General features: G+C 44.0%; 18 protein-coding genes and 1 pseudogene. 10 read left to right on the top strand and 9 right to left on the bottom strand.

Annotation, left to right across the window (positions count from 1 at the left end; translation table 11 throughout):
* Positions 1 to 1093 (top strand): sodium:solute symporter family protein (locus AC37HE_RS13925; protein WP_500783456.1); only part of this gene is annotated, 1093 nt, incomplete at its 5' end.
* Positions 1094 to 1484: 391 nt separating this feature from the next.
* Here AC37HE_RS13925 and rny read toward each other — a convergent pair.
* From rny to AC37HE_RS13910, 3 genes are all read right to left on the bottom strand, one after another.
* A complete protein-coding gene (gene rny / locus AC37HE_RS13920; RefSeq protein ID WP_500783455.1) occupies positions 1485 to 3035 on the bottom strand; it encodes a ribonuclease Y in 1551 nt (516 codons plus the stop codon).
* Between the two features lie 108 nt (positions 3036 to 3143).
* Positions 3144 to 3443 carry a cell division protein ZapA gene (locus tag AC37HE_RS13915; protein WP_500783454.1) on the bottom strand — a complete coding sequence of 100 codons (300 nt, stop codon included), beginning with the start codon at positions 3441 to 3443 and terminating at the stop codon, positions 3144 to 3146.
* Positions 3444 to 3458: 15 nt separating this feature from the next.
* Entirely contained in the window at positions 3459 to 3752 is a 294-nt protein-coding gene (locus tag AC37HE_RS13910) for a coiled-coil domain-containing protein (RefSeq protein WP_500783453.1), read from the bottom strand.
* 221 nt (positions 3753 to 3973) lie between these two features.
* Here AC37HE_RS13910 and AC37HE_RS13905 point away from each other — a divergent pair, with 221 nt between their 5' ends.
* The 3 genes and pseudogenes from AC37HE_RS13905 (at position 3974) to AC37HE_RS13895 (ending at position 6830) form a co-directional block, all read left to right on the top strand.
* Positions 3974 to 5683, top strand: coding sequence for a M23 family metallopeptidase (locus AC37HE_RS13905; RefSeq protein ID WP_500783452.1), 1710 nt, complete (start codon positions 3974 to 3976; stop codon positions 5681 to 5683).
* Between the two features lie 169 nt (positions 5684 to 5852).
* Positions 5853 to 6086 (top strand): annotated as a pseudogene (locus tag AC37HE_RS13900) (methyltransferase family protein); the annotation flags it as partial.
* Positions 6087 to 6131: 45 nt separating this feature from the next.
* Positions 6132 to 6830, top strand: a complete 699-nt coding sequence (locus AC37HE_RS13895; protein ID WP_500783457.1) for a methyltransferase — start codon at positions 6132 to 6134, stop codon at positions 6828 to 6830.
* Positions 6831 to 6999: 169 nt separating this feature from the next.
* Here AC37HE_RS13895 and AC37HE_RS13890 read toward each other — a convergent pair whose 3' ends face one another.
* The 3 genes from AC37HE_RS13890 to AC37HE_RS13880 all read right to left on the bottom strand — a co-directional run bounded on the left by AC37HE_RS13890 (position 7000) and on the right by AC37HE_RS13880 (position 11008).
* Entirely contained in the window at positions 7000 to 8160 is a 1161-nt protein-coding gene (locus AC37HE_RS13890; RefSeq protein ID WP_500783451.1) for a DUF4493 domain-containing protein, read from the bottom strand.
* Between the two features lie 250 nt (positions 8161 to 8410).
* Complete coding sequence (locus tag AC37HE_RS13885; protein ID WP_500783450.1) at positions 8411 to 10015, bottom strand: fumarate hydratase; 1605 nt, start codon at positions 10013 to 10015, stop codon at positions 8411 to 8413.
* Between the two features lie 183 nt (positions 10016 to 10198).
* Positions 10199 to 11008: an aminotransferase class IV gene (locus tag AC37HE_RS13880; protein WP_500783449.1), complete on the bottom strand. Its 810-nt coding sequence runs from the start codon at positions 11006 to 11008 to the stop codon at positions 10199 to 10201.
* Positions 11009 to 11056: 48 nt separating this feature from the next.
* Between AC37HE_RS13880 and AC37HE_RS13875 the strand changes: the two genes are divergently transcribed.
* A complete protein-coding gene (locus AC37HE_RS13875; protein WP_500783448.1) occupies positions 11057 to 12019 on the top strand; it encodes a sensor histidine kinase in 963 nt (320 codons plus the stop codon).
* A 35-nt stretch (positions 12020 to 12054) separates the two neighbouring features.
* Here AC37HE_RS13875 and AC37HE_RS13870 read toward each other — a convergent pair whose 3' ends face one another.
* Positions 12055 to 12432, bottom strand: coding sequence for a RidA family protein (locus tag AC37HE_RS13870; RefSeq protein WP_500783447.1), 378 nt, complete (start codon positions 12430 to 12432; stop codon positions 12055 to 12057).
* A gap of 228 nt (positions 12433 to 12660) precedes the next feature.
* Between AC37HE_RS13870 and ligA the strand changes: the two genes are divergently transcribed.
* The 4 genes from ligA to nspC all read left to right on the top strand — a co-directional run bounded on the left by ligA (position 12661) and on the right by nspC (position 17453).
* The gene (ligA, locus tag AC37HE_RS13865; protein ID WP_500783446.1) at positions 12661 to 14667 is read left to right on the top strand and encodes an NAD-dependent DNA ligase LigA; all 2007 of its coding nucleotides are present in this window, start codon (positions 12661 to 12663) and stop codon (positions 14665 to 14667) included.
* Positions 14668 to 14811: 144 nt separating this feature from the next.
* The gene (locus AC37HE_RS13860; protein ID WP_500783445.1) at positions 14812 to 15300 is read left to right on the top strand and encodes a DUF6913 domain-containing protein; all 489 of its coding nucleotides are present in this window, start codon (positions 14812 to 14814) and stop codon (positions 15298 to 15300) included.
* Between the two features lie 7 nt (positions 15301 to 15307).
* Positions 15308 to 16189 carry a 4-hydroxy-tetrahydrodipicolinate synthase gene (gene dapA, locus AC37HE_RS13855; RefSeq protein ID WP_500783444.1) on the top strand — a complete coding sequence of 294 codons (882 nt, stop codon included), beginning with the start codon at positions 15308 to 15310 and terminating at the stop codon, positions 16187 to 16189.
* 118 nt (positions 16190 to 16307) lie between these two features.
* Positions 16308 to 17453, top strand: coding sequence for a carboxynorspermidine decarboxylase (nspC, locus tag AC37HE_RS13850; RefSeq protein WP_500783443.1), 1146 nt, complete (start codon positions 16308 to 16310; stop codon positions 17451 to 17453).
* 52 nt (positions 17454 to 17505) lie between these two features.
* Here the strand turns inward: nspC and AC37HE_RS13845 are convergent, their stop codons facing one another.
* Positions 17506 to 17679, bottom strand: coding sequence for a hypothetical protein (locus AC37HE_RS13845; protein WP_500783442.1), 174 nt, complete (start codon positions 17677 to 17679; stop codon positions 17506 to 17508).
* Between the two features lie 281 nt (positions 17680 to 17960).
* Positions 17961 to 18119 carry a hypothetical protein gene (locus AC37HE_RS13840; RefSeq protein WP_500783441.1) on the bottom strand — a complete coding sequence of 53 codons (159 nt, stop codon included), beginning with the start codon at positions 18117 to 18119 and terminating at the stop codon, positions 17961 to 17963.
* Positions 18120 to 18295: 176 nt separating this feature from the next.
* Between AC37HE_RS13840 and AC37HE_RS13835 the strand changes: the two genes are divergently transcribed.
* The coding region (locus tag AC37HE_RS13835) for an ABC transporter transmembrane domain-containing protein (RefSeq protein ID WP_500783440.1) at positions 18296 to 19194 on the top strand (899 nt) is incomplete at its 3' end.

Here is a 19194-nt window from a genome sequence, read left to right as displayed (position 1 = left end):
TTTGCCACTCGTGCGTAAGGTTAGCCAGTACGGCAAATTCACCTTGACCGATATGCTGGGGCGTTTTTACGGTGAAACTGCCCGCAAATCGGCTTCTGTCATTATACCTCTGGCCTGGACGGGTATCGTAGCAGCACAAATTATTGCCGCCGCAAAAATCCTGTTCAGCTTATTTGGCTTGCCCTACGCCGATGGCGTTATCATCTCGTCCGGCGTATTCATCATTTACACCTTAATTGGCGGACAAATTTCAATTTTAAAGACCGACTTCGTTCAGGCCATCATCATTTTGGCAGGCATCGTTTGCTCGGCTATCTTTTTGTCGTTTACTCCTGGTACGCACACCAGCCCAATAGCAGCAACATTTCCCTTCAACAGCCATTTTTCCACCACCGATTTGCTCATCCTGTTTCTGACCTTTTCAAGCACCTTCGTCGTGGGCCCCGATATTTACTCCCGGGTCTTTTGTGCCCGCGATGAGAAAACGGCCCGGCGAAGCATCGCTATTGTTGCGGGTATCCTCATCCCCTTTGCCTTTGTTTTAACTTATTTAGGCGTTTTTGCGGTCGAAAACCTGTCGCAGGAGCAACTCACCCATTCGGTGGTCTTAGTTGATTTAATCGCTCAATACTTACCCGAATGGGTGCTTGGCTTGATGGCTGCCGCCCTGTTGTCCGCCGTGCTATCTTCGGCCGATACAACCTTACTAACAGCCTCGATGATGGTAAGCGAGTTATTCCAAAAGGATATCGACAACCGGAAATCGCTGAACACGACGCGCCTGTTTATTGTATTGATCGGAATCGCGAGCATGCTGATTGCTCTTCAAATCACGTCGATCATTGGAACCTTACTGCTGGCTCTGGCCTTTTACTCCGGTGCCTTCATTGTTCCCATTATCGCCGCCCTGGCTAATCTAAAGGTGAACAAAAACCTGAGCATTGTAGCCATGCTTTGCGGCGGCCTGTTAGCACTATCGGGTAAAATTCTGGCTTCGACTTATCACTACACCTGGGCAAACTGGATGATCGTCGGAGCTTTCGTCTTGAATTTCCTGATTCTTAAAATTCCTGAGAACAAAAAATCTGAATAGCCGGGGAGGCATTGCCGGCGAGCAACAGCCGTCTCCTGGGGGAAATAGGCTATTGCATACAAGCAATGGGCTGTCTCCCCAGGGAAATGTGTCATTGCCCACGCGCAATGACACGTCGTCTTCAGAAAATGGCTCATTGCCCGCCGACAATGGAACGTTTCCTCAAGGAGGGAAGCCATTGCTCGCCAGCAATGACCCGTTTCCTTCAGAAGAGAGCCTTTGCCGGCGCGCAACGGCCCTGCCTCATTCCTGCCTAAGCAATAAGTTGATAACCTTAAGGGATCCGATCTTTTGAAAAGAACGGAATCCAATCCTATAAGTCTTTTCCATCATCGCCATTCATAAAAAAAGCCCGCCGAAGCGAGCTTTTCAGATCAGTATTTGAATTGAATTATTTTGCGTAGTTCACAGCACGAGTTTCACGAATTACCGTGATCTTAATTTGCCCCGGGTAAGTCATTTCATCCTGAATGTGCTTAGCAATGTCGTATGACAATTGTTCGGTTTCTTTATCCGAAATTTTCTCGCTACCCACAATCACACGCAACTCGCGACCAGCCTGGATGGCATAAGTTTTCAGTACACCAGGGTAAGAAAGAGCCAAATCCTCCAACGCTTTCAAACGTTTGATGTAAGATTCAACAACTTCGCGACGAGCACCAGGACGAGCACCTGAGATGGCATCACAAACCTGAACGATCGGTGCCAGCATCGACTGCATTTCCACTTCGTCGTGGTGAGCACCAATAGCGTTGCAAATGTCCGGCTTTTCTTTAAACTTCTCAGCCAGTTTCATACCCAATACTGCGTGTGGCAATTCCGGCTCATCATCCGGCACTTTACCAATATCGTGCAACAAACCGGCACGTTTCGCCCATTTCGGGTTCAAACCTAACTCGGATGCCATAATCGCACACAGGTTAGCAACCTCGCGCGAGTGCTGCAGCAGGTTTTGTCCGTAAGAAGAACGGTATTTCATCTTACCAATCAAGCGAATCAATTCAGGATGTAAACCATGGATACCCAAATCAATTGTAGTACGCTTACCGGTTTCAATAATTTCCTCTTCAATTTGTTTCTTCACTTTACCCACAACCTCCTCGATGCGAGCAGGGTGAATACGTCCGTCGGTAACCAGTTGGTGCAATGCCAAACGTGCAATCTCACGACGTACCGGGTCGAAGCCTGAAAGAACGATCGCTTCCGGTGTATCGTCAACGATAATTTCAACACCGGTTGCAGCTTCCAAAGCACGGATGTTACGACCTTCACGACCAATGATACGACCTTTGATTTCGTCGCTTTCGATGTGGAAAATAGTCACAGCATTTTCAATAGCTGTTTCAGTAGCAACACGCTGAATGGTTTTCACCACCACTTTTTTAGCCTCTTTGTTAGCTGTCAGCTTCGCTTCTTCCATGATCTCGTTAATGTAAGACATGGCTTCCGTTTTAGCTTCATTTCTCAACGATTCAACCAGTTGTGATTTGGCTTCTTCAGCCGACAAACCGGAGATCGCTTCCAACTGCTCTACCTTTTGACGGTGCAGCTTTTCAAGATCTTCTTCCTTTTGTTGTACCAGGTTAATTTGAGCTGTCAGGTTTTCGCGAATGGTTTCCACATTGCGCTTTTCACTCTCAAACTCTTTTACAGTACGCTGAAATTCGTTTTTACTCTGCAGAAAGTTTGTTTCTTTCTGTTTCATTTTATTTTCGACAGAAGCAATCTTGCTGTTTTTATCGTTGATATACTTCTCGTGTTCAGCTTTTAATTGCAGAAATTTTTCTTTTGCCTGCAGGATCTTATCCTTTTTAATCACCTCACCTTCAGCTTCGGCTTCGCTGATTATCTTACGCTTTTTACCGTTTATTGCCTTATCCCACAGGAAGTAGGACAAAACGCCACCGCCTAAAAAGCCAGAAATTACGTATAATATTTCCATCTTTTAAATTATTACAGATATTAAAAATGAAAGCCCACTAATTAATTTATTATCAACCACTAAAATAGCTGAAAATAAATCAATAGCGGGCTATCGATATATAGTATTTTATTCGTTCAATGACAAAAAATCACTCAGTTGCTCATCCAATAAACGAATTTCCTCAACGATTGGCGATTCGTCAGCCTCATCCTGCATTTCCAGGTTTTTCAGTACAAATTGAAAGGCTGTCATAGCCAAAAAATCCTGCGAATCCTGGTTGACGTACTTCTTTTTGTACTCCAGAATGATGTCGTTAATCATCTTTGCAGCTTTCCGAATCCTCGCCTCTTCTTCTTCGTTTCGGTCAATCTTCAACGGGTAAATCCGTCCGTTGATATTAATATTTATTGAAAGCTTATCTGTCATCCTACCATGTATTGACTACACATTTAACTGAGCAATACACTTATCAATTTCCCGCACTATTTTATTGATGCGTTGCTTTACCATTTTTTTATCGTCGTCGCCAACTGATAAAGCTTTAGCTATCTTGAGATCGTTATACTTTTTGACCAGTTCTTCATTTTCACTTTTCAACTCAGCAATCGCTTTTTCCATTTCGGCTATTTTCCCTGCCATCACCTGACGCTCTTCCTTCAGATTCGAATGGCGTTTCATCAACAGCCTTAACTTTGCTTTAAAATCGTCCAGTAAAAGTTGATCTTCCCCGGTCATTTTTGTATACTTTCCCGGACAAAAATAATATTTTTGCCCAATTCAGTATACGAAGATAGGTTTATTTGTTGAATAGCATAAGGCTGAGAAAAAATGTTTTCAACAACCGATGTCAATAGTGCGAAAGACCACTTACAGAAATGACGGCCGGATCAATAGATTAGGCCAATCTTTGTTTGATACATAGCCATTAGAAAACACGACTAGAAATATTAGATTTTATGAAATATTTGCTTTTTTCGCTACTGCTTTTATTACTCAATCATCCGTATAACCCAACAATCAAAGCCGATTATTTTGAAGCGCCGCTAAAGATTCCGATGGTGCTGGCGGGTAATTTTGGCGAACTCCGGTCGAATCATTTCCACACCGGAATCGATATTAAGACACAAGGGAGAACCGGCTTACCCGTCTATGCTCCGGCCGATGGCTGGGTGTCGCGAATTAAAATTTCGCCCTGGGGTTTTGGAACAGCCTTGTATGTCGATCACCCAAACGGTTACACAACTGTTTACGGTCACCTGAGTCGCCTACGCGACGACTTAGCCAAATATGCCCGAAACATTCAATATCAAAACCAATCGTTTGATATCGACGTGACCGTTCCCCAAGGTAAGTTTCAATTAAAGCAAGGCGAAGTAATTGCTTACAGTGGCAACAGTGGAAGTTCAGGCGGACCACATCTTCATTTCGAGATTCGCGATACGAAAAACCAAAATCCAATCAACCCGCTGCTTTTCAACTTCAACATTAAAGACAACATGCCACCAAAACTGATGTCGGTGATGTTGTATCCACTTTCAGCCGGAGCACATATTAACCAAATTGACAAACAGAAGCCTTTCGACCTGGTACAGTTCGACGGGAACTATCACCTGAAAGGTAACCCAACAATTACCGCTGGCGGAGAAATTGGCTTTGGTCTTATGGGGCTCGATTACCTGAACGGCAGCTGGAGCAAATGTGGAATTTACGAGACCAGCCTGAGCGTAAACGGCAAGCTGGTTTACAATTTCAAATTAAATGAGCTAAGCTTCGATCAAAACAGATACATCAACAGCTTTATAGATTACACCTACCTGATTGATAACCGTCGCCGCTACCAGAAAAACTGGATCGAAGGGGGAAATCAACTAAACAACTACGTGATTCGTGAAAATGAGGGAAAAGTAACGATTGAAGCCGGCCATGATTATAACATTGCTTACCTGGTGAAAGATGCTTACGGCAATACCAGCCGCCTGAACTTTACGGTACACGGTAAAGCCCCGATTGCACCAGGCACCAGGCCTCAGGGTATTCCGGTACACTATGCCCAGGAATTTAAACTTCAGAAACCCGATGTGCAGGCCGACATGCAAGCCGGCACCTTTTACTCCGACTTCAACATGGATTACAAGGAATTGCCTTCAACTACCGGTTTATACAGTAAGCGAATTCAACTGCACGAAACCGATGTTCCGGTTCACCAGTCGTACGATTTAAAGATTAAAGCTGAAAACCTGCCTGCCCAACTGGACTCGAAAGCGCTATTGGTTGCGCTGGATCCTAAATCAGGTAGAAAGTACGGTTTGGGAGGGAAATATGCTGATGGCTGGGTTGAAGGTCAGGTACGCCAATTAGGTACTTTTGCGATTGCTACCGATACTGAAGCACCAAAAATTACTCCGATCAATATCAAAAACCACAGTACCCTAACCGACCGGAGCAAGGTAAGTTTTAAAATAACCGACGACCTGTCGGGGGTAGATCGTTATCGCGGCGAAATTGACGGCCACTGGGTCTTATTTGAATACGACGCCAAGAATAACCTGATTGAATATTATTTTGACGAAACGAGGCTCCAACTGGGGAAAAGCCACCAATTAAAGTTAACCGTAACCGACGGTGTCGGTAACGAAGGGATTTACAAGGCGCAATTTTACAGATAGGCCATACTTTAGTTGAAAAATGAGGGCTTAGAGTTTTCTCTAAGCCCTCATTTTTTTCATAAAAACCAAAATTATCCATCGAAACAGAATTCATTTCAATTTTATTTGAGAAATTTAGGGGAAGTGTTCCTTTCAAACAACGAATCTTTGTCAACTTAAAAATTGAATTATGAATCCATCTTCGATCAGAGAACTCGTTTATGCATTTCAAAAAAGCAGAATTCTATTAACCGGTTTCGAACTCGATCTTTTCACCAATATTGAAGAGTCTGGCACAACAAGCGAACAACTAGCACAAAAGCTTAACTTAGATCGACATGCCAGCGACCGTTTACTAAATGCATTGGTATCATTAGGCTTTCTCTCGAAAAAGGACCGGCTTTTCTTTAATACAGCTGAAAGTTTCAAATTTCTATCTCAAAAAAGCCCGAATTACCAGGGAGGCTTGATGCATTCGAATCATCTGTGGAACACCTGGAGTAATTTGACAGAGGTCGTCAGGACCGGTTTTTCAGCTCACCCGGCAGAAGTTAATGCTAGAGGAGAAGACTGGCTCTCCGCTTTTATTTCGGCCATGCACGACAGGGCAATCAAACAAGCACCACAACAACTGGCAGAGATCGGTCTTTCCGGCGTGAAATCAATTCTGGACGTTGGCGGAGGCTCCGGAGCCTATTCCATGGAATTTATCCGCAGAAAACCGGAAATTGAAGCTACGGTGTTCGATTTGCCAAATGTTGTACCCATTACAAACGGTTTTATTGAAAAGAATGGTTTTCAAAACAAGATAAAAACCTATATTGGAGATTATACAAAAGACCCTTTGCCTAACGGGTTTGACCTTGTCTTTTTATCCGCCGTCATCCACAGCAACCCGCTGGAAACAAATCAGCAGCTAATCAAGAAATGTTTCAAATCCCTGAACCCGAACGGACATATTATTATTCAGGACTGGATCATGAACAATGATCGCACCGACCCAGCATCTGGAGCAATTTTCTCGATAAACATGCTGGTCGGCACGGATGGTGGCGATTGCTATACGCAAGAAGAAGTTACAGAGATGCTAAAAACTGCCGGATTTAGCCAGATTCAAAGGACAGAACTGGATGCAGGATTAAGTCAAATGATTGCAAAAAAGATCTAACAATACCTGTTTTCACAAAAATCTAAAGTGGACACTATTCATGTCAACTTCGAGCTGACAGAATATTCTCACCCCAAAGCGAATAAATTCAAACATGAAAATAGCAAATAAAAGGTTCTGATCTCGGGATAAGATCAGAACCTTTTCCTTGTAGATTGACATGCAGTTCCTATTCTACAATTACATATTCACTATCTAAGTTTACCCCGGTAAGACCTGCATTGCTGTAATAGGTTTCCAAGACTCCCTGCAGTTTAACCAACAGCCTCAGCGAAGCACCCTGTGTAGTGTAAAGCCCAAGATTGGTGCGGGCAGTACCCGATGTTTCCAACTTTACAAATAACATGTTTGCAAGATCAGTTTCTGTGGAATCAGCAGCAATGGCAATGTTCGTATCAGCTGCATCTTCCCAATTGGTTGTTACATTGGTTGAGCTCTTTATGTACCCTACAATGTATCCCTGTACCCAGGCCGTGGTTCCATCCTGGATAGACTGCGCCTGCGCCACTGAATAAGGATTTTCGACAGTTCCGTCACCGCTGCCTGTCACGCTTGTCGTATCCGAAGAACCACCAATATCGATATCCCAGTTTTCAGATTGGGGCGTTGTAGTCGTCAAAACAGTTATGGTAATAGCACTGTTCCCGCTCAAAACCAGTTGCCCGGTTGCATCAAATGACAAAGTCCATTCGTCACCTGCTGCTAAGGCCTGGCTAGTCTCAAAGCTTCGGCTTTTCGCTTCGCCGTTGTCGGTATAGCTCAATACAACCTGCAATTTGTTTCCGGCCTCGTAATAAGCGACGGCTGTATCCAACTCGTCGAACACAATACCCGACACATTCGCTGAATAGGCAGTGAAGGACTGCTTAAAATTATCTGAAAACGCCACGGTTACGGAAGCCACCGCCTGACTGGCAACAACCTCCGCTTGACTTGTCTGATCAGCGGCAATATTAACTGTTGCCGAACCGGAATAATAAAGCCCTTCAGCAGCATCGCGGGTCGGCAAAACCACATCTGTGAGTAGCATACTGCTGGCAACAACATCATAACTACCAACCGGCAACTCAATTTCAGCAGGTAAGTTAATGTATTGCACTGGATAGCTATCCAAAAGAAGATCATCCTGGTACAAATAAATCCAGTAATCATCAACCGACGTACTTAGTGTTGTTGATTTAAGATCAGAGGTTGTTTCTACGACTTCTGCGTCAACTGTTGTTTGAAGTATTAACTTTCCAGTTTCAGACCGGGAGACTTCTTCCTGATGACAAGCGAACAATGCGATTACGCATGCCATCACAATGCATGTTTGGTAGAATGCTTTCATGATGTTGATCTTTAGTTTGTAAAGAATAAATTACCGGACCGTCCTTAGAACAAAGGTACGACAACAAAACACTGAAAGTCAACACGTACAAACCTCTTATCAAACATATTACACGAAGGCATTATTTACCATATGGTAAATAAATTCATTCAACTATTTCGTACATTATAAAAATCACAACAAAAAAGGAGCTCCAGTTCAACTGAAGCTCCTTTAGTATTTATTAGATTTCTTTGCTTAGCAAGCTAATTTACAAACTTTCGAAGAAGTCGTTTCCTTTGTCATCGACAATAATGAAGGCCGGGAAGTTTTCAATGCGAATCTTACGAACCGCTTCCATTCCCAGTTCAGGGAAGTCAACAATTTCAACCGATTTGATACTTTCTTTAGCCAAAATTGCAGCCGGTCCACCAATTGATCCCAGGTAGAAGCCACCGTGCTTTTTACAAGCATCAGTAACCGCTTTAGAACGGTTTCCTTTGGCCACCATCACCATCGATCCACCCAAGCTTTGGAATTGATCAACATAGGGGTCCATACGACCTGCAGTTGTTGGTCCGAAGCTACCCGAAGCCATTCCCTGTGGTGTTTTAGCTGGTCCGGCGTAATATACCGGGTATTTCTTGAAGTATTCAGGCATTGGCTGACCTGAATCCACAATCTTCTTGATTTGGGCGTGTGCAATATCACGGGCAACGATTAACGTACCGCTCAGATTCAAACGGGTTTTGATCGGGTATTTAGTCAACTCAGCCAACACCTCGTCCATCGGACGATCCAAATCGATATTTACAGGAGGTGCCATTTCCGGCGCTGCTTCCGGTAAGAAACGACGTGGATTTTTCTCCAGTTGTTCCAGGAAGATACCATCTTCGGTAATTTTTCCTTTAATATTCCGGTCAGCACTACAGCTAACACCCAAACCTACCGGACAAGAGGCTGCGTGGCGAGGCATACGAATCACACGAACATCGTGCACAAAGTATTTACCACCAAACTGAGCACCGATTCCGCTTTCACGACAAATCTTCAATACTTTTTCTTCCCACTCCAAATCGCGGAAAGCCTGACCACCTTCATTGCCTTCGGTTGGCAGGTGATCAAAGTAACCAGTCGACGCTTTTTTAACAGCAGCCAAGGTTGCTTCAGCCGATGTACCGCCAATTACCAAGGCTAAGTGGTAAGGAGGACAGGCAGAAGTACCCAAATCTCTGATTTTTTCTTTGACGAACTTAGTCAAAGCTTCTTCGGTCAATAAAGCTTTAGTTTGCTGGTACAAATAGGTTTTATTACCCGAACCACCACCTTTTGTTACAAACAGAAACTCGTATTTATTACCCTCTTCGGCATAAATGTCGATTTGGGCAGGTAAGTTACTGCCGGTGTTTTTTTCATCGAGCATCGTTAGCGGAACAACTTGCGAATAACGCAGGTTACGATCTTTGTACGTATTGTACACTCCTTTTGACAAGTACAAGGCGTCGTTTACACCAGTGTACACGTTTTCACCTTTTTTACCAACAACAATAGCTGTACCGGTATCCTGGCAAGTAGGTAGTTCACCTTCCGCAGCAATAACCTGATTTGCCAGCATCGTATGTGCCACAAACTTGTCATTATCGGTTGCTTCCGGGTCGTCCAAAATAGAACGAACTTTTTCGAGGTGAGCTGAGCGCAGGTAAAATGACACATCAGCAATTGCTTCTTTTGCCAATAACTCCAAGGCTTCCGGAGCTACTTTTAAAATTTTACGACCGTCGAATTCAACGGTAGAAACATAGTCTTTAGTAAGCAACCGGTATTCGGTTGTATCTTTTTGAATCGGAAAAGGTTTTTGATAAATAAATTCAGCCATAATAGTTTGAATTCAGTTGTTTTTGTTTCGTTTTTTGATAGATCCACCACTAAGGCGAATCCTACAAATATAGCCATTAGCGACCAAAAGAGCCTGAGATCAGTGGTATTTTTGGACTTCAATACAATTAATTTACACGATGAGGAAACTGCGGGTTTCAAGTTTTCTCATCCGACTTCCCTTTTACTTCAATGATTCGGTGATTAACGTATCAAAAGCCTCCATCAGTTGACGAAGCGGTTTATTTCCGACATCGTAACATACAGACTCAACTCGAGCAACTGGCAATATCTTAGGTGAAGTTCCGCTGATAAAGGCTGCATCGTACGCTTCCAAATCCGTTGTTTTAATATCGGTTTCGTAGCAAGCTAAGCCTAAGCTTCGGATACAGGCAATAATTCTTTTTCGGGTTATTCCTCCCAGCACTTTCTCAGCCGGAGCGGTATAAAAAGCCTCACCGCGAACAAAAAATACATTCGTTCGGCTTCCCTCAGTGATGCAATTGTTCCGATCGACCAGTAAAACCTCAGCCCAGTTATGCTCTGCAATGGCCCGATTAGCCATTTCCCGAACCGGAAGCTGTGCCACCTTAGCTTGCGGGTTTTCACGCTCGGCATGCAAAAGCCCAACAGCTACTCCTACCCGATATTGTTCCTCTGTCGGGTATTGATGCGGCACAACAAACATACGCATCAGCTGCTTTCCGTCAGGCTGCGTGAACAATTCAACCTTAACATTCCCATTATTAAGCAAATTGGCAAGAATGAGCTGATCAAGCTGTTTTTCAAACTCGTCAGGTGTAACAAAAACCGGCACATGCAATAATTCGCAAGAATGTCTGAAGCGGTTATAATGATCAGAAAGAAAAAGCACTTTACGATCGATTATTCTTATCACTTCGTAAATCATCATACTGGTTCGATCCCGAAACTCGGGAACTGGCGTTTCCCTGGTTAAACCATTTTCAACAAAATATTGTACATTTAAATTCACGTCTCAACTATTTTCAGTATCGTTACAAAAACAAATTCGGCAAAGGGCATGAATAGCGCATTAAAAATAACACTGATCTATTTTGGGATCGGCTTTTTATGGATTCTATTTTCCGATTTATTTATTAATTCGTTATCGGATGACTCCAATGTCATAACACAACTGCAAACTTACAAAGGATGGTTTTACGTTATCAGCACATCCTTCTTTTTGTATTTACTTGTTACGCGGGAAATCCGAAAAAAAAACAATTTGCTGCATGAATTAAAGGAGGCAAAAGATCAAGCTGAAAAAGCAGACCGCCTAAAGTCAACCTTTATATCGAACATGTCGCACGAAATTCGCACCCCCTTAAACGGAATTGTGGGTTTCAGCCAGCTACTGATTGAAGATGATCCCACCGACGAAACACGCCAAATGTACATTGATCAAATCAATCACAACAGTGATCTGCTTCTGAAAATCATCAACAACATACTGGATGTTTCTAAAATTCAGGAGAAAATGCTCGAGCCTAACTTTCGTATAATTTCACTCCCCGATTTTTTGCAACGAATTGGACAGACATACAACTCCCCGAAATCGGCCTTGTCGAATAAGGGCTTAAGCTTTAGCCTTGAGATTGCCTCGACCTGCTCCAGGCTTCATTTCGAGACTGATCCGGATTACTTAAGCCAGATTCTGTATAACCTGATCGATAATGCGGTGAAATACACCAGTGTGGGAACAATTCGCCTGCATGCTGAAAAAATGGGAAATCAGCTTCAAATTAATGTAGTAGACACCGGTATTGGAATTAAATCTGAAATTATACCCTTAATTTTTAACCGCTTTACACACTACCACAGGACGAATAAAGAATCCGATGGTTTCGGCCTTGGCCTTTCAATATGCAAGGGCTTAGCAGAAGCTTTACAGGCTGAAATTGAAGTTGAATCGGCCTATGGCAGAGGAAGCTGTTTCTCCGTCAAACTGCCGCTGATACACGAAAAAAAGAAGGAGCTACCGTAGCAACTCCTTCCCTGTTTTATGCTTTTGCTGCCTGATTACTTCACAGCAACAGTTTCAATTTCAACTAAAACACCCAAGGGCAATTCTTTCACCGCAAATGCAGCACGAGCCGGAGGATTTTCAGCATAACAACTACCATACACTTCATTCATCGCTTTAAAATTAGCCATATCGCTCAGCAAGCAAGTTGATTTCACAACGTCGGCAAATGTGTAACCAGCCTCAGTTAAAATCGCTTCAATGTTTTTCATCACTTGGGTAGTTTGCTCGGTAATACCACCGTCAACAACTTTACCAATGGCCGGATCAACAGGAATTTGACCTGAAATATAAAGCGTTCCGTTTACTTCAATTGCTTGGCTATAAGGGCCAATTGCCGCAGGGGCATTCGGAGTGGAAATGATACGTTTCATGTTTTTTATTTCAATGAATTAATAACTCTACCTGTTCCTATTTTTAATTGTATTACAAAGAAATAGAATTTGCGGATACCATAAACTGTCAAACATCACCTCAGAATAAAAGAATTTTACAAGATACAGCACGATGTTAAAAACATATTCGGCCCCCGAAAGTTTATGCAACTATTCCACCTTGACGAACTGAAGCGATTTTGTATTTTAGAGCAAATTTTACAACCCATGAATTTAGAGCAGGCAAAAGAAAAAATTGAAGCTCTCCGCCACGAACTGGAAGAGTTTAACTATCAATATTACGTGCTTTCCAATCCAAGCATCAGCGATTATGAATTTGACATGAAGCTGAAAGAGTTGGAAAAACTGGAAGCCGAATTCCCGCAATTTTTCGATCTCAACTCACCAACACAACGTGTAGGTAGCGACCTTAATCAGGAGTTTGTGCAGGTGAAGCATCAGTACCCGATGCTATCCCTTTCGAATAGTTACTCGGAGGCTGAATTGTACGACTTCGATCAGCGGATTAAAAAGCTGACTGATGAAGCCTACGAATTTGTTTGCGAACTAAAATTTGACGGAACCTCGGTGAGCCTGATCTATGAAAAAGGTGAACTGGTTCGGGCAGTTACTCGGGGCGATGGTGAAAAAGGTGACGACATTACGGCCAATGTGCGTACCATTCGCAGTATCCCGTTAAAGCTTAAAGGAAATGATTATCCGGCCAGCTTTGAAATGCGTGGTGAGATCCTGCTTCCTTTTGCCGTCTTTGCAGAGCTAAATCAGGCTCGTGAGGAAATTGGTGAAATGCCCTTTGCCAATCCGCGCAATGCAGCTTCGGGAACGATAAAAATGCAAAATGCATCAGAGGTTGCCAAGCGCAAACTGGATGCTTACGTCTATTACCTTTTAGGTGAAAACCTGCCGGACGACGGCCACTTCGAGAGCCTTCAACATGCCAGACAATGGGGGTTTAAAATTTCGGAACATACCCGAAAGTGTGCCGACATTAACAAAGTTGTTGAGTTCATTAAATACTGGGATACCGAGCGCTTCAACCTGCCTGTAGCCACCGACGGGATTGTCATTAAAGTAAATTCGCGCCGGGTACAAAACAACCTCGGCTTCACCGCGAAATCGCCTCGCTGGGCCATTGCTTATAAATTTAAAGCCGAACAAGTGAGCACAACGCTCGAGTCGGTCAGCTTCCAGGTTGGCCGTACTGGCGCTGTAACGCCGGTTGCGAACCTCACCCCCGTTCTTCTGGCAGGTACAGTTGTCAAACGAGCTTCATTGCACAATGCCGACATCATCAACAAGCTGGATTTACACCTTGAAGATGTTGTTTACGTTGAGAAAGGCGGCGAGATCATTCCTAAAATCGTCGATGTAAATGATAGCCTGAGAAAAGCCGATGCTCAAAAGATCGAGTTTATCCACGAATGCCCCGAATGTGGTACTGCTCTTATCCGCAAAGAAGGAGAAGCAGCCCACTACTGCCCCAACGAAACCGGTTGTCCACCGCAGATCAAGGGAAAGATTGAGCATTTCATCAGCCGTCGTGCAATGGATATTGACGGACTCGGCCAGGAAACCATCGAATTGCTTTACCAGCAAAATCTGATCGGCAATAGTGCCGATTTATATGAGTTGAAAGCCGAACAATTAACCCCGCTGGAACGCATGGGCGAAAAATCAGCTGAACGAATACTCAGCAGCTTACAGGAATCGAAAAATGTACCCTTCGAGCGTGTCCTCTTCGCCTTAGGCATTCGCTTTGTGGGAGAAACCGTGGCCAAAAAGCTGGCTCAAAAACTGATTAATATCGAGGCGATTGAGAATGCAACACTTGAAGATCTGATCAATATCGACGAAATAGGTGGTAAAATTGCCGAAAGCGTGATCGCCTACTTCCGCGATAATAGCAACCGCGAACTTGTAAACCGGCTGAAAGCCCAAGGCCTTCAATTTGAATTACACGAATCGGTGTTGGAGGGACGAAGCCAAAAGCTGGAGGGACTAAGTATTGTTATCTCGGGAACCTTTGAAAAATATTCGCGTGATGAACTCAAGGACCTGATTGAAAAAAATGGCGGCAAAAATGTCGGTTCCATTTCAAAAAAGACTTCCTACCTGTTAGGAGGCAGTAATGTAGGCCCTTCGAAACTCGAAAAAGTGGAAAAACTAGGTATCCCGATTATTTCGGAAGAGGAATTCCTACAGATGATAGAATAATCATTTTTACGGACATTCAATTTAAAATTAAAAGCACAAAAGCATCATTGCTTTCAGTTTATTAACTCAGCTTGTTTTTCGAGCTTACTTTTTCAGCAAACAAGTGCTATTCAGAAACAAATTCTTATTTTTGCGCACGGAATTATGGGATTAAAAAGCAAATTAGTTTACTGGCGGCTGGAACGCATTGTAAAGTCCAGAAAACGCAGCAAAAAATTCGTCAATTTAAATAAAGCCCAATACGTGGGAATTATTTGGAATGAGAATGATCGGGCTGCTTTTGAAATGCTGAAAAAATATTTGCAGGATCATCAAATCCGGCAAAAAGATATCTGCTATTCAACGGAATCGCGGGAAATTACATTCAGCAACAGGGACTTTTCGTTCTCGGGAAAACCCAAAAATCCGGCCGTCATTGAATTCATTAAGGAAAGATTTGATCTTTTAATCGATATCAGTTTATCTGACAAGCTCCCCGTTCAAATTGTGCGGGCCAAATCGGCAGCCAATTTTAAAACCGGATGGAGTTTGGCAACACCAAATTTCTTTGATTTTAGTGTTGATGTCAGTAAACGAAGAGATGCCTATTATTTGGCAGAACAGTTGATTCATTATTTAAATGAAATAAATTAAAATTAGCATGGAACACCTTTTTAAAGGCGCCGGAGTGGCTCTAATCACTCCATTTAAAGAAGACTTATCAATTGATTTCAATGCTCTGGAGACACTTGTTGAAGAACAAATCGTTTCGGGAACAGACTACCTGGTGGCATTGGGAACGACTGCTGAAACTCCGACTTTAACAGCAGAAGAACAAAACGAAGTAATCAAATGTATTAAAGCGAAAGTAAACAAGCGTGTTCCGGTTATGCTAGGTATGGGGGGTAACGATCCGGTAAAAGTGATTAAAGCGATCGAAGCCACCGACTTTGAAGGAATTGACGGAATTCTAAGTGTAACTCCATATTATAATCGTCCGGCACAAGCCGGATTAATTGAGCACTATAAACTGGTTGCTGGTGCATGTCCGGTTCCGGTGGTATTATACAATGTTCCTTCGCGCACCGGTGTTAATATGGAATCAGCGACATCAGTAGCCATTGCTAAGGCGTGCCCTAATGTGGTTGCCATCAAAGAAGCCTCGGGCGAATCGTCGCAAGTGGCGCGAATGGTGAAACACGGACCTGCACATTTTGAAGTTATTTCAGGCGACGATGTGCTGGCTCTACCGATTATTGCAATCGGTGGAATGGGCGTAATTTCAGTTGCTTCCAATGCTCTGCCGAAACAGGTAGCAGATTTAGTACACCTTTCACTGGAAGGAAAATTAAACGAAGCCCGCGAGTTGCACCTGAACATGGTGGATCTTTTCAAGCTGCTTTTCCGCGAAGGTAACCCGGCAGGCATTAAAGCCTTAATGGAGATTATGGGTAAATCAACGTCAAAAGTTCGCTTGCCTTTAATGGCTGCAACCCCTGAATTGTATAAAGATCTGGAAGAAGAGCTGAAGCGCGTACTTTAAGCCTCTTTCTTTTATCGATATTGAGACCATTGAAATCGGCTGTGACAAGCAACTGAATTCAATGGTCTTTGTTTTATTTATTACTTTCGCTATCGAAAACTTTAAAACAAAACAGACAATGAAAGTTGAGTTTCCCGAAATACCTTCTCCATGTTATGTGTTGGAAGAAAAGCTCCTGCGCAAAAACCTCGAGTTAATTCAATCGGTATCCAAACGTGCAGGGGTTGAGATCATCCTGGCGTTTAAAGGTTTTGCCATGTGGAGTGCGTTCCCCATTGTTCGCGAATATATTTCGGGGGCCACAGCCAGCTCATTGCACGAAGTGAAGTTGTGCTACGAGGAAATGAAAACCGAAGCACATACCTATGCACCGGTTTACGATATGGAAAGCTTTCCGGAGATCATTCAACTTTCGAGCCACATCACCTTTAACTCGTTGAGCCAATACGAACGCTTCTACCCCCTGATTCAGGCATCGGGAAAGAAAATTTCGGTGGCCTTGCGTGTTAATCCGGAGTTCTCGGAAGTGGAAACCGAGCTTTACAACCCTTGTGCACCGGGTTCGCGGTTAGGAGTTATTGCTGAGCAAATTGGCGACGTGCTGCCGGCCGGCATCGACGGGTTACATTTTCACACCTTGTGCGAATCCTACTCAACCGACCTGGAAAAAACACTGGCGGCTGTTGAAGCGAAGTTCGGCCAATTCCTGAAACAAGTGAAATGGCTCAATATGGGTGGTGGCCACCTCATGACCCGCAAAGGGTATAATGTAGATCACCTGGTTGAGATACTTAAAGGATTGAAAAGCCGCTACCCTCACCTGCATATTATTATGGAGCCGGGCAGTGCTTTTGCATGGGAAACCGGTTTCCTGAAAGCAAGCGTGCTCGATGTGGTTGAAAATAAAGGGATCAAAACAGCTATGCTCGATGTTTCGTTTGCAGCACATATGCCCGACTGTTTAGAAATGCCCTACCAGCCGCGTATCCGCCATGCAGCCATTGGCCCGGTCGATGGCCGGTCAACATACCGCATGGGCGGCAATACCTGCCTTAGCGGCGACTATTACGGCTACTGGTCGTTTGAGGAGGCGTTGCAGGTTGGTGACGAAATCATACTGGAAGACATGATTCATTACACCATGGTGAAAACAACCGTCTTCAACGGTGTGCAACATCCGTCTATCGGAATGATCAAAGCAAACGGCGAGTTTAAATTGATCCGCAAGTTTGGGTACGAAGATTATAAAAACAAATTGAGCTAGTTTAGACGAATTGAAAGGTGGAAGGTGCTTAGCATCCCCATGCTTAGCACCATTAGCCTCCCAAACTGACAACTCCAACGCCAGTACGAACAACTGCAACTCCGGTACTGACTACTGCATTTTCGGTATTAACAACTGTTTTTTCTGTTCTGGCAACTGTATTTTCTGTTCTGGCAACTGTTTTGTCTGTTCCGGCAACTGGAACCTCTGGATTGTCTACTGTCACTCCTGTATTAGCAACTGTGATTCCTGTTCCAGCAACTGGAATTCCGGGAGTGGCAACTGTGTTTCCTGTATTGACAACTGTAACTGCAGGGTAAGCTCTCGTAACTTCTGGACTGACAACTGTGATTCCGGTGTAAGCTCTCGTTACCTCTGTACGAGCTCTCGTTACCTCTGGGTAGACGCTCGTGAACGCAGACCAAGGTCTTGTAAGCTCGGGGTAGCCTCTCGTTGGCTCGGGTGAAGCTCTCGTTACCTCTGTACGAGCCCTCGTGACTTCGGCTCTCAATCAGAGCTTAGCATTCCATGCTTAGCTCCTTGCACTTCCGGCATACCAACGCTCATGCTTAGCACCATTAGCCTCCCAAACTGGCTACTCAGCGCCAGTATTGGCAACTCCAATCCCAAGGTAAGCTTTTCCAACTTCAGATGAAGCTCTTCCAACGGTGCTTAGCATTCTATGCTTAGCACCTTACCCCCGAAGCTCCCGGTTGGACCCGGTCTGCTTCAGTTGATTCAAAATGCAGTCGCACCCCTTTCAAAATACACTTCTTCTAAACTTATTGTACATTCGTGTGTTTGGAAGGATGAAAAATCACCCATAAAGCAGACGACAAGTCATGGCAAAGAAAAAACACAAACGCATTACGCGCGAATCTCTGAAAAAAACCTTACGGCTTTACAAGTTCATGAAGCCCTACCGGTTCGAATTTTACATCGGTCTTTTTTTCCTGTTGGTAACCAGTGCAGCAACCTTAGCATTCCCAAGGCTGCTGGGTATTTTGGTTCACCTGGGAACAACCGGCGAACCGCAGCACAAAATCAACCACATCATGCTGATTTTATCTGGGGTGTTGGTTATGCAAGCCATCTCGAGTTTCATTCGCACCAATATGTTTGTGCGGGTAACGTCCAAAACGCTGGCTGCCATCCGTCAGCATACCTACAGCCATTTGGTTCGCCTGCCCATGAGCTTCTTCCTGAAACGACGCGTTGGTGAACTCAACAGCCGTATTTCATCCGATATTTCGCTGCTCGAGGATACGCTGACCTCAACGGTTGCCGATTTCCTGCGTACCATGCTCATCATTATCGGAGGCATCACGTTTCTGTTCTTCATTTCAACCAAGCTTACCTTGTTCATGCTGATGGTTTTGCCGGTGGTGGTCTTTATTGCCGTCATCTTCGGACGCTTCATCAAAGGCTTTTCCAAGAAAGTTCAGCAAGGAGTTGCCGAGTCGAATACGATTGTAGAGGAAACACTTCAGGGGGTACAAAATGTGAAAGCTTACGCCAACGAGTTTTTCGAGATTGGCCGCTACACCGATAAAACCAACGAGGTTGCCCTTACCGGAATTAAAGGTGGATGGTACCGTTCGTGGTTTTCAGCCTTCATGATTGTAGGCATGTTCGGGGCCATGGTTGCCGTAATCTGGAGAGGAACCATCCTGATTTCGAGCGGACAGATTGATCCGGGGCAGCTGTTTTCGTTCGTCTTATACAGTGCTTTTATTGCCGG

It is taken from the genome of Mangrovibacterium sp. (assembly GCF_059905295.1).
Note: the sequence above shows the minus strand (reverse complement) of the source record. Positions and strands in the feature narration are given on the sequence as shown.

Excerpts from the sequence above, each read along its gene's own strand:
- AC37HE_RS13895 (WP_500783457.1), top strand. The coding sequence starts at position 6,132 with ATGCATTCGAATCATCTGTGGAACACCTGGAGTAATTTGACAGAGGTC.
- dapA (WP_500783444.1), top strand. The coding sequence starts at position 15,308 with ATGGAACACCTTTTTAAAGGCGCCGGAGTGGCTCTAATCACTCCATTT.
- AC37HE_RS13890 (WP_500783451.1), bottom strand. The coding sequence starts at position 8,160 with ATGAAAGCATTCTACCAAACATGCATTGTGATGGCATGCGTAATCGCA.
- nspC (WP_500783443.1), top strand. The coding sequence starts at position 16,308 with ATGAAAGTTGAGTTTCCCGAAATACCTTCTCCATGTTATGTGTTGGAA.
- AC37HE_RS13875 (WP_500783448.1), top strand. The coding sequence starts at position 11,057 with ATGAATAGCGCATTAAAAATAACACTGATCTATTTTGGGATCGGCTTT.
- rny (WP_500783455.1), bottom strand. The coding sequence starts at position 3,035 with ATGGAAATATTATACGTAATTTCTGGCTTTTTAGGCGGTGGCGTTTTG.
- AC37HE_RS13915 (WP_500783454.1), bottom strand. The coding sequence starts at position 3,443 with ATGACAGATAAGCTTTCAATAAATATTAATATCAACGGACGGATTTAC.
- AC37HE_RS13870 (WP_500783447.1), bottom strand. The coding sequence starts at position 12,432 with ATGAAACGTATCATTTCCACTCCGAATGCCCCTGCGGCAATTGGCCCT.
- AC37HE_RS13885 (WP_500783450.1), bottom strand. The coding sequence starts at position 10,015 with ATGGCTGAATTTATTTATCAAAAACCTTTTCCGATTCAAAAAGATACA.
- ligA (WP_500783446.1), top strand. The coding sequence starts at position 12,661 with ATGAATTTAGAGCAGGCAAAAGAAAAAATTGAAGCTCTCCGCCACGAA.
- AC37HE_RS13910 (WP_500783453.1), bottom strand. The coding sequence starts at position 3,752 with ATGACCGGGGAAGATCAACTTTTACTGGACGATTTTAAAGCAAAGTTA.
- AC37HE_RS13905 (WP_500783452.1), top strand. The coding sequence starts at position 3,974 with ATGAAATATTTGCTTTTTTCGCTACTGCTTTTATTACTCAATCATCCG.
- AC37HE_RS13860 (WP_500783445.1), top strand. The coding sequence starts at position 14,812 with ATGGGATTAAAAAGCAAATTAGTTTACTGGCGGCTGGAACGCATTGTA.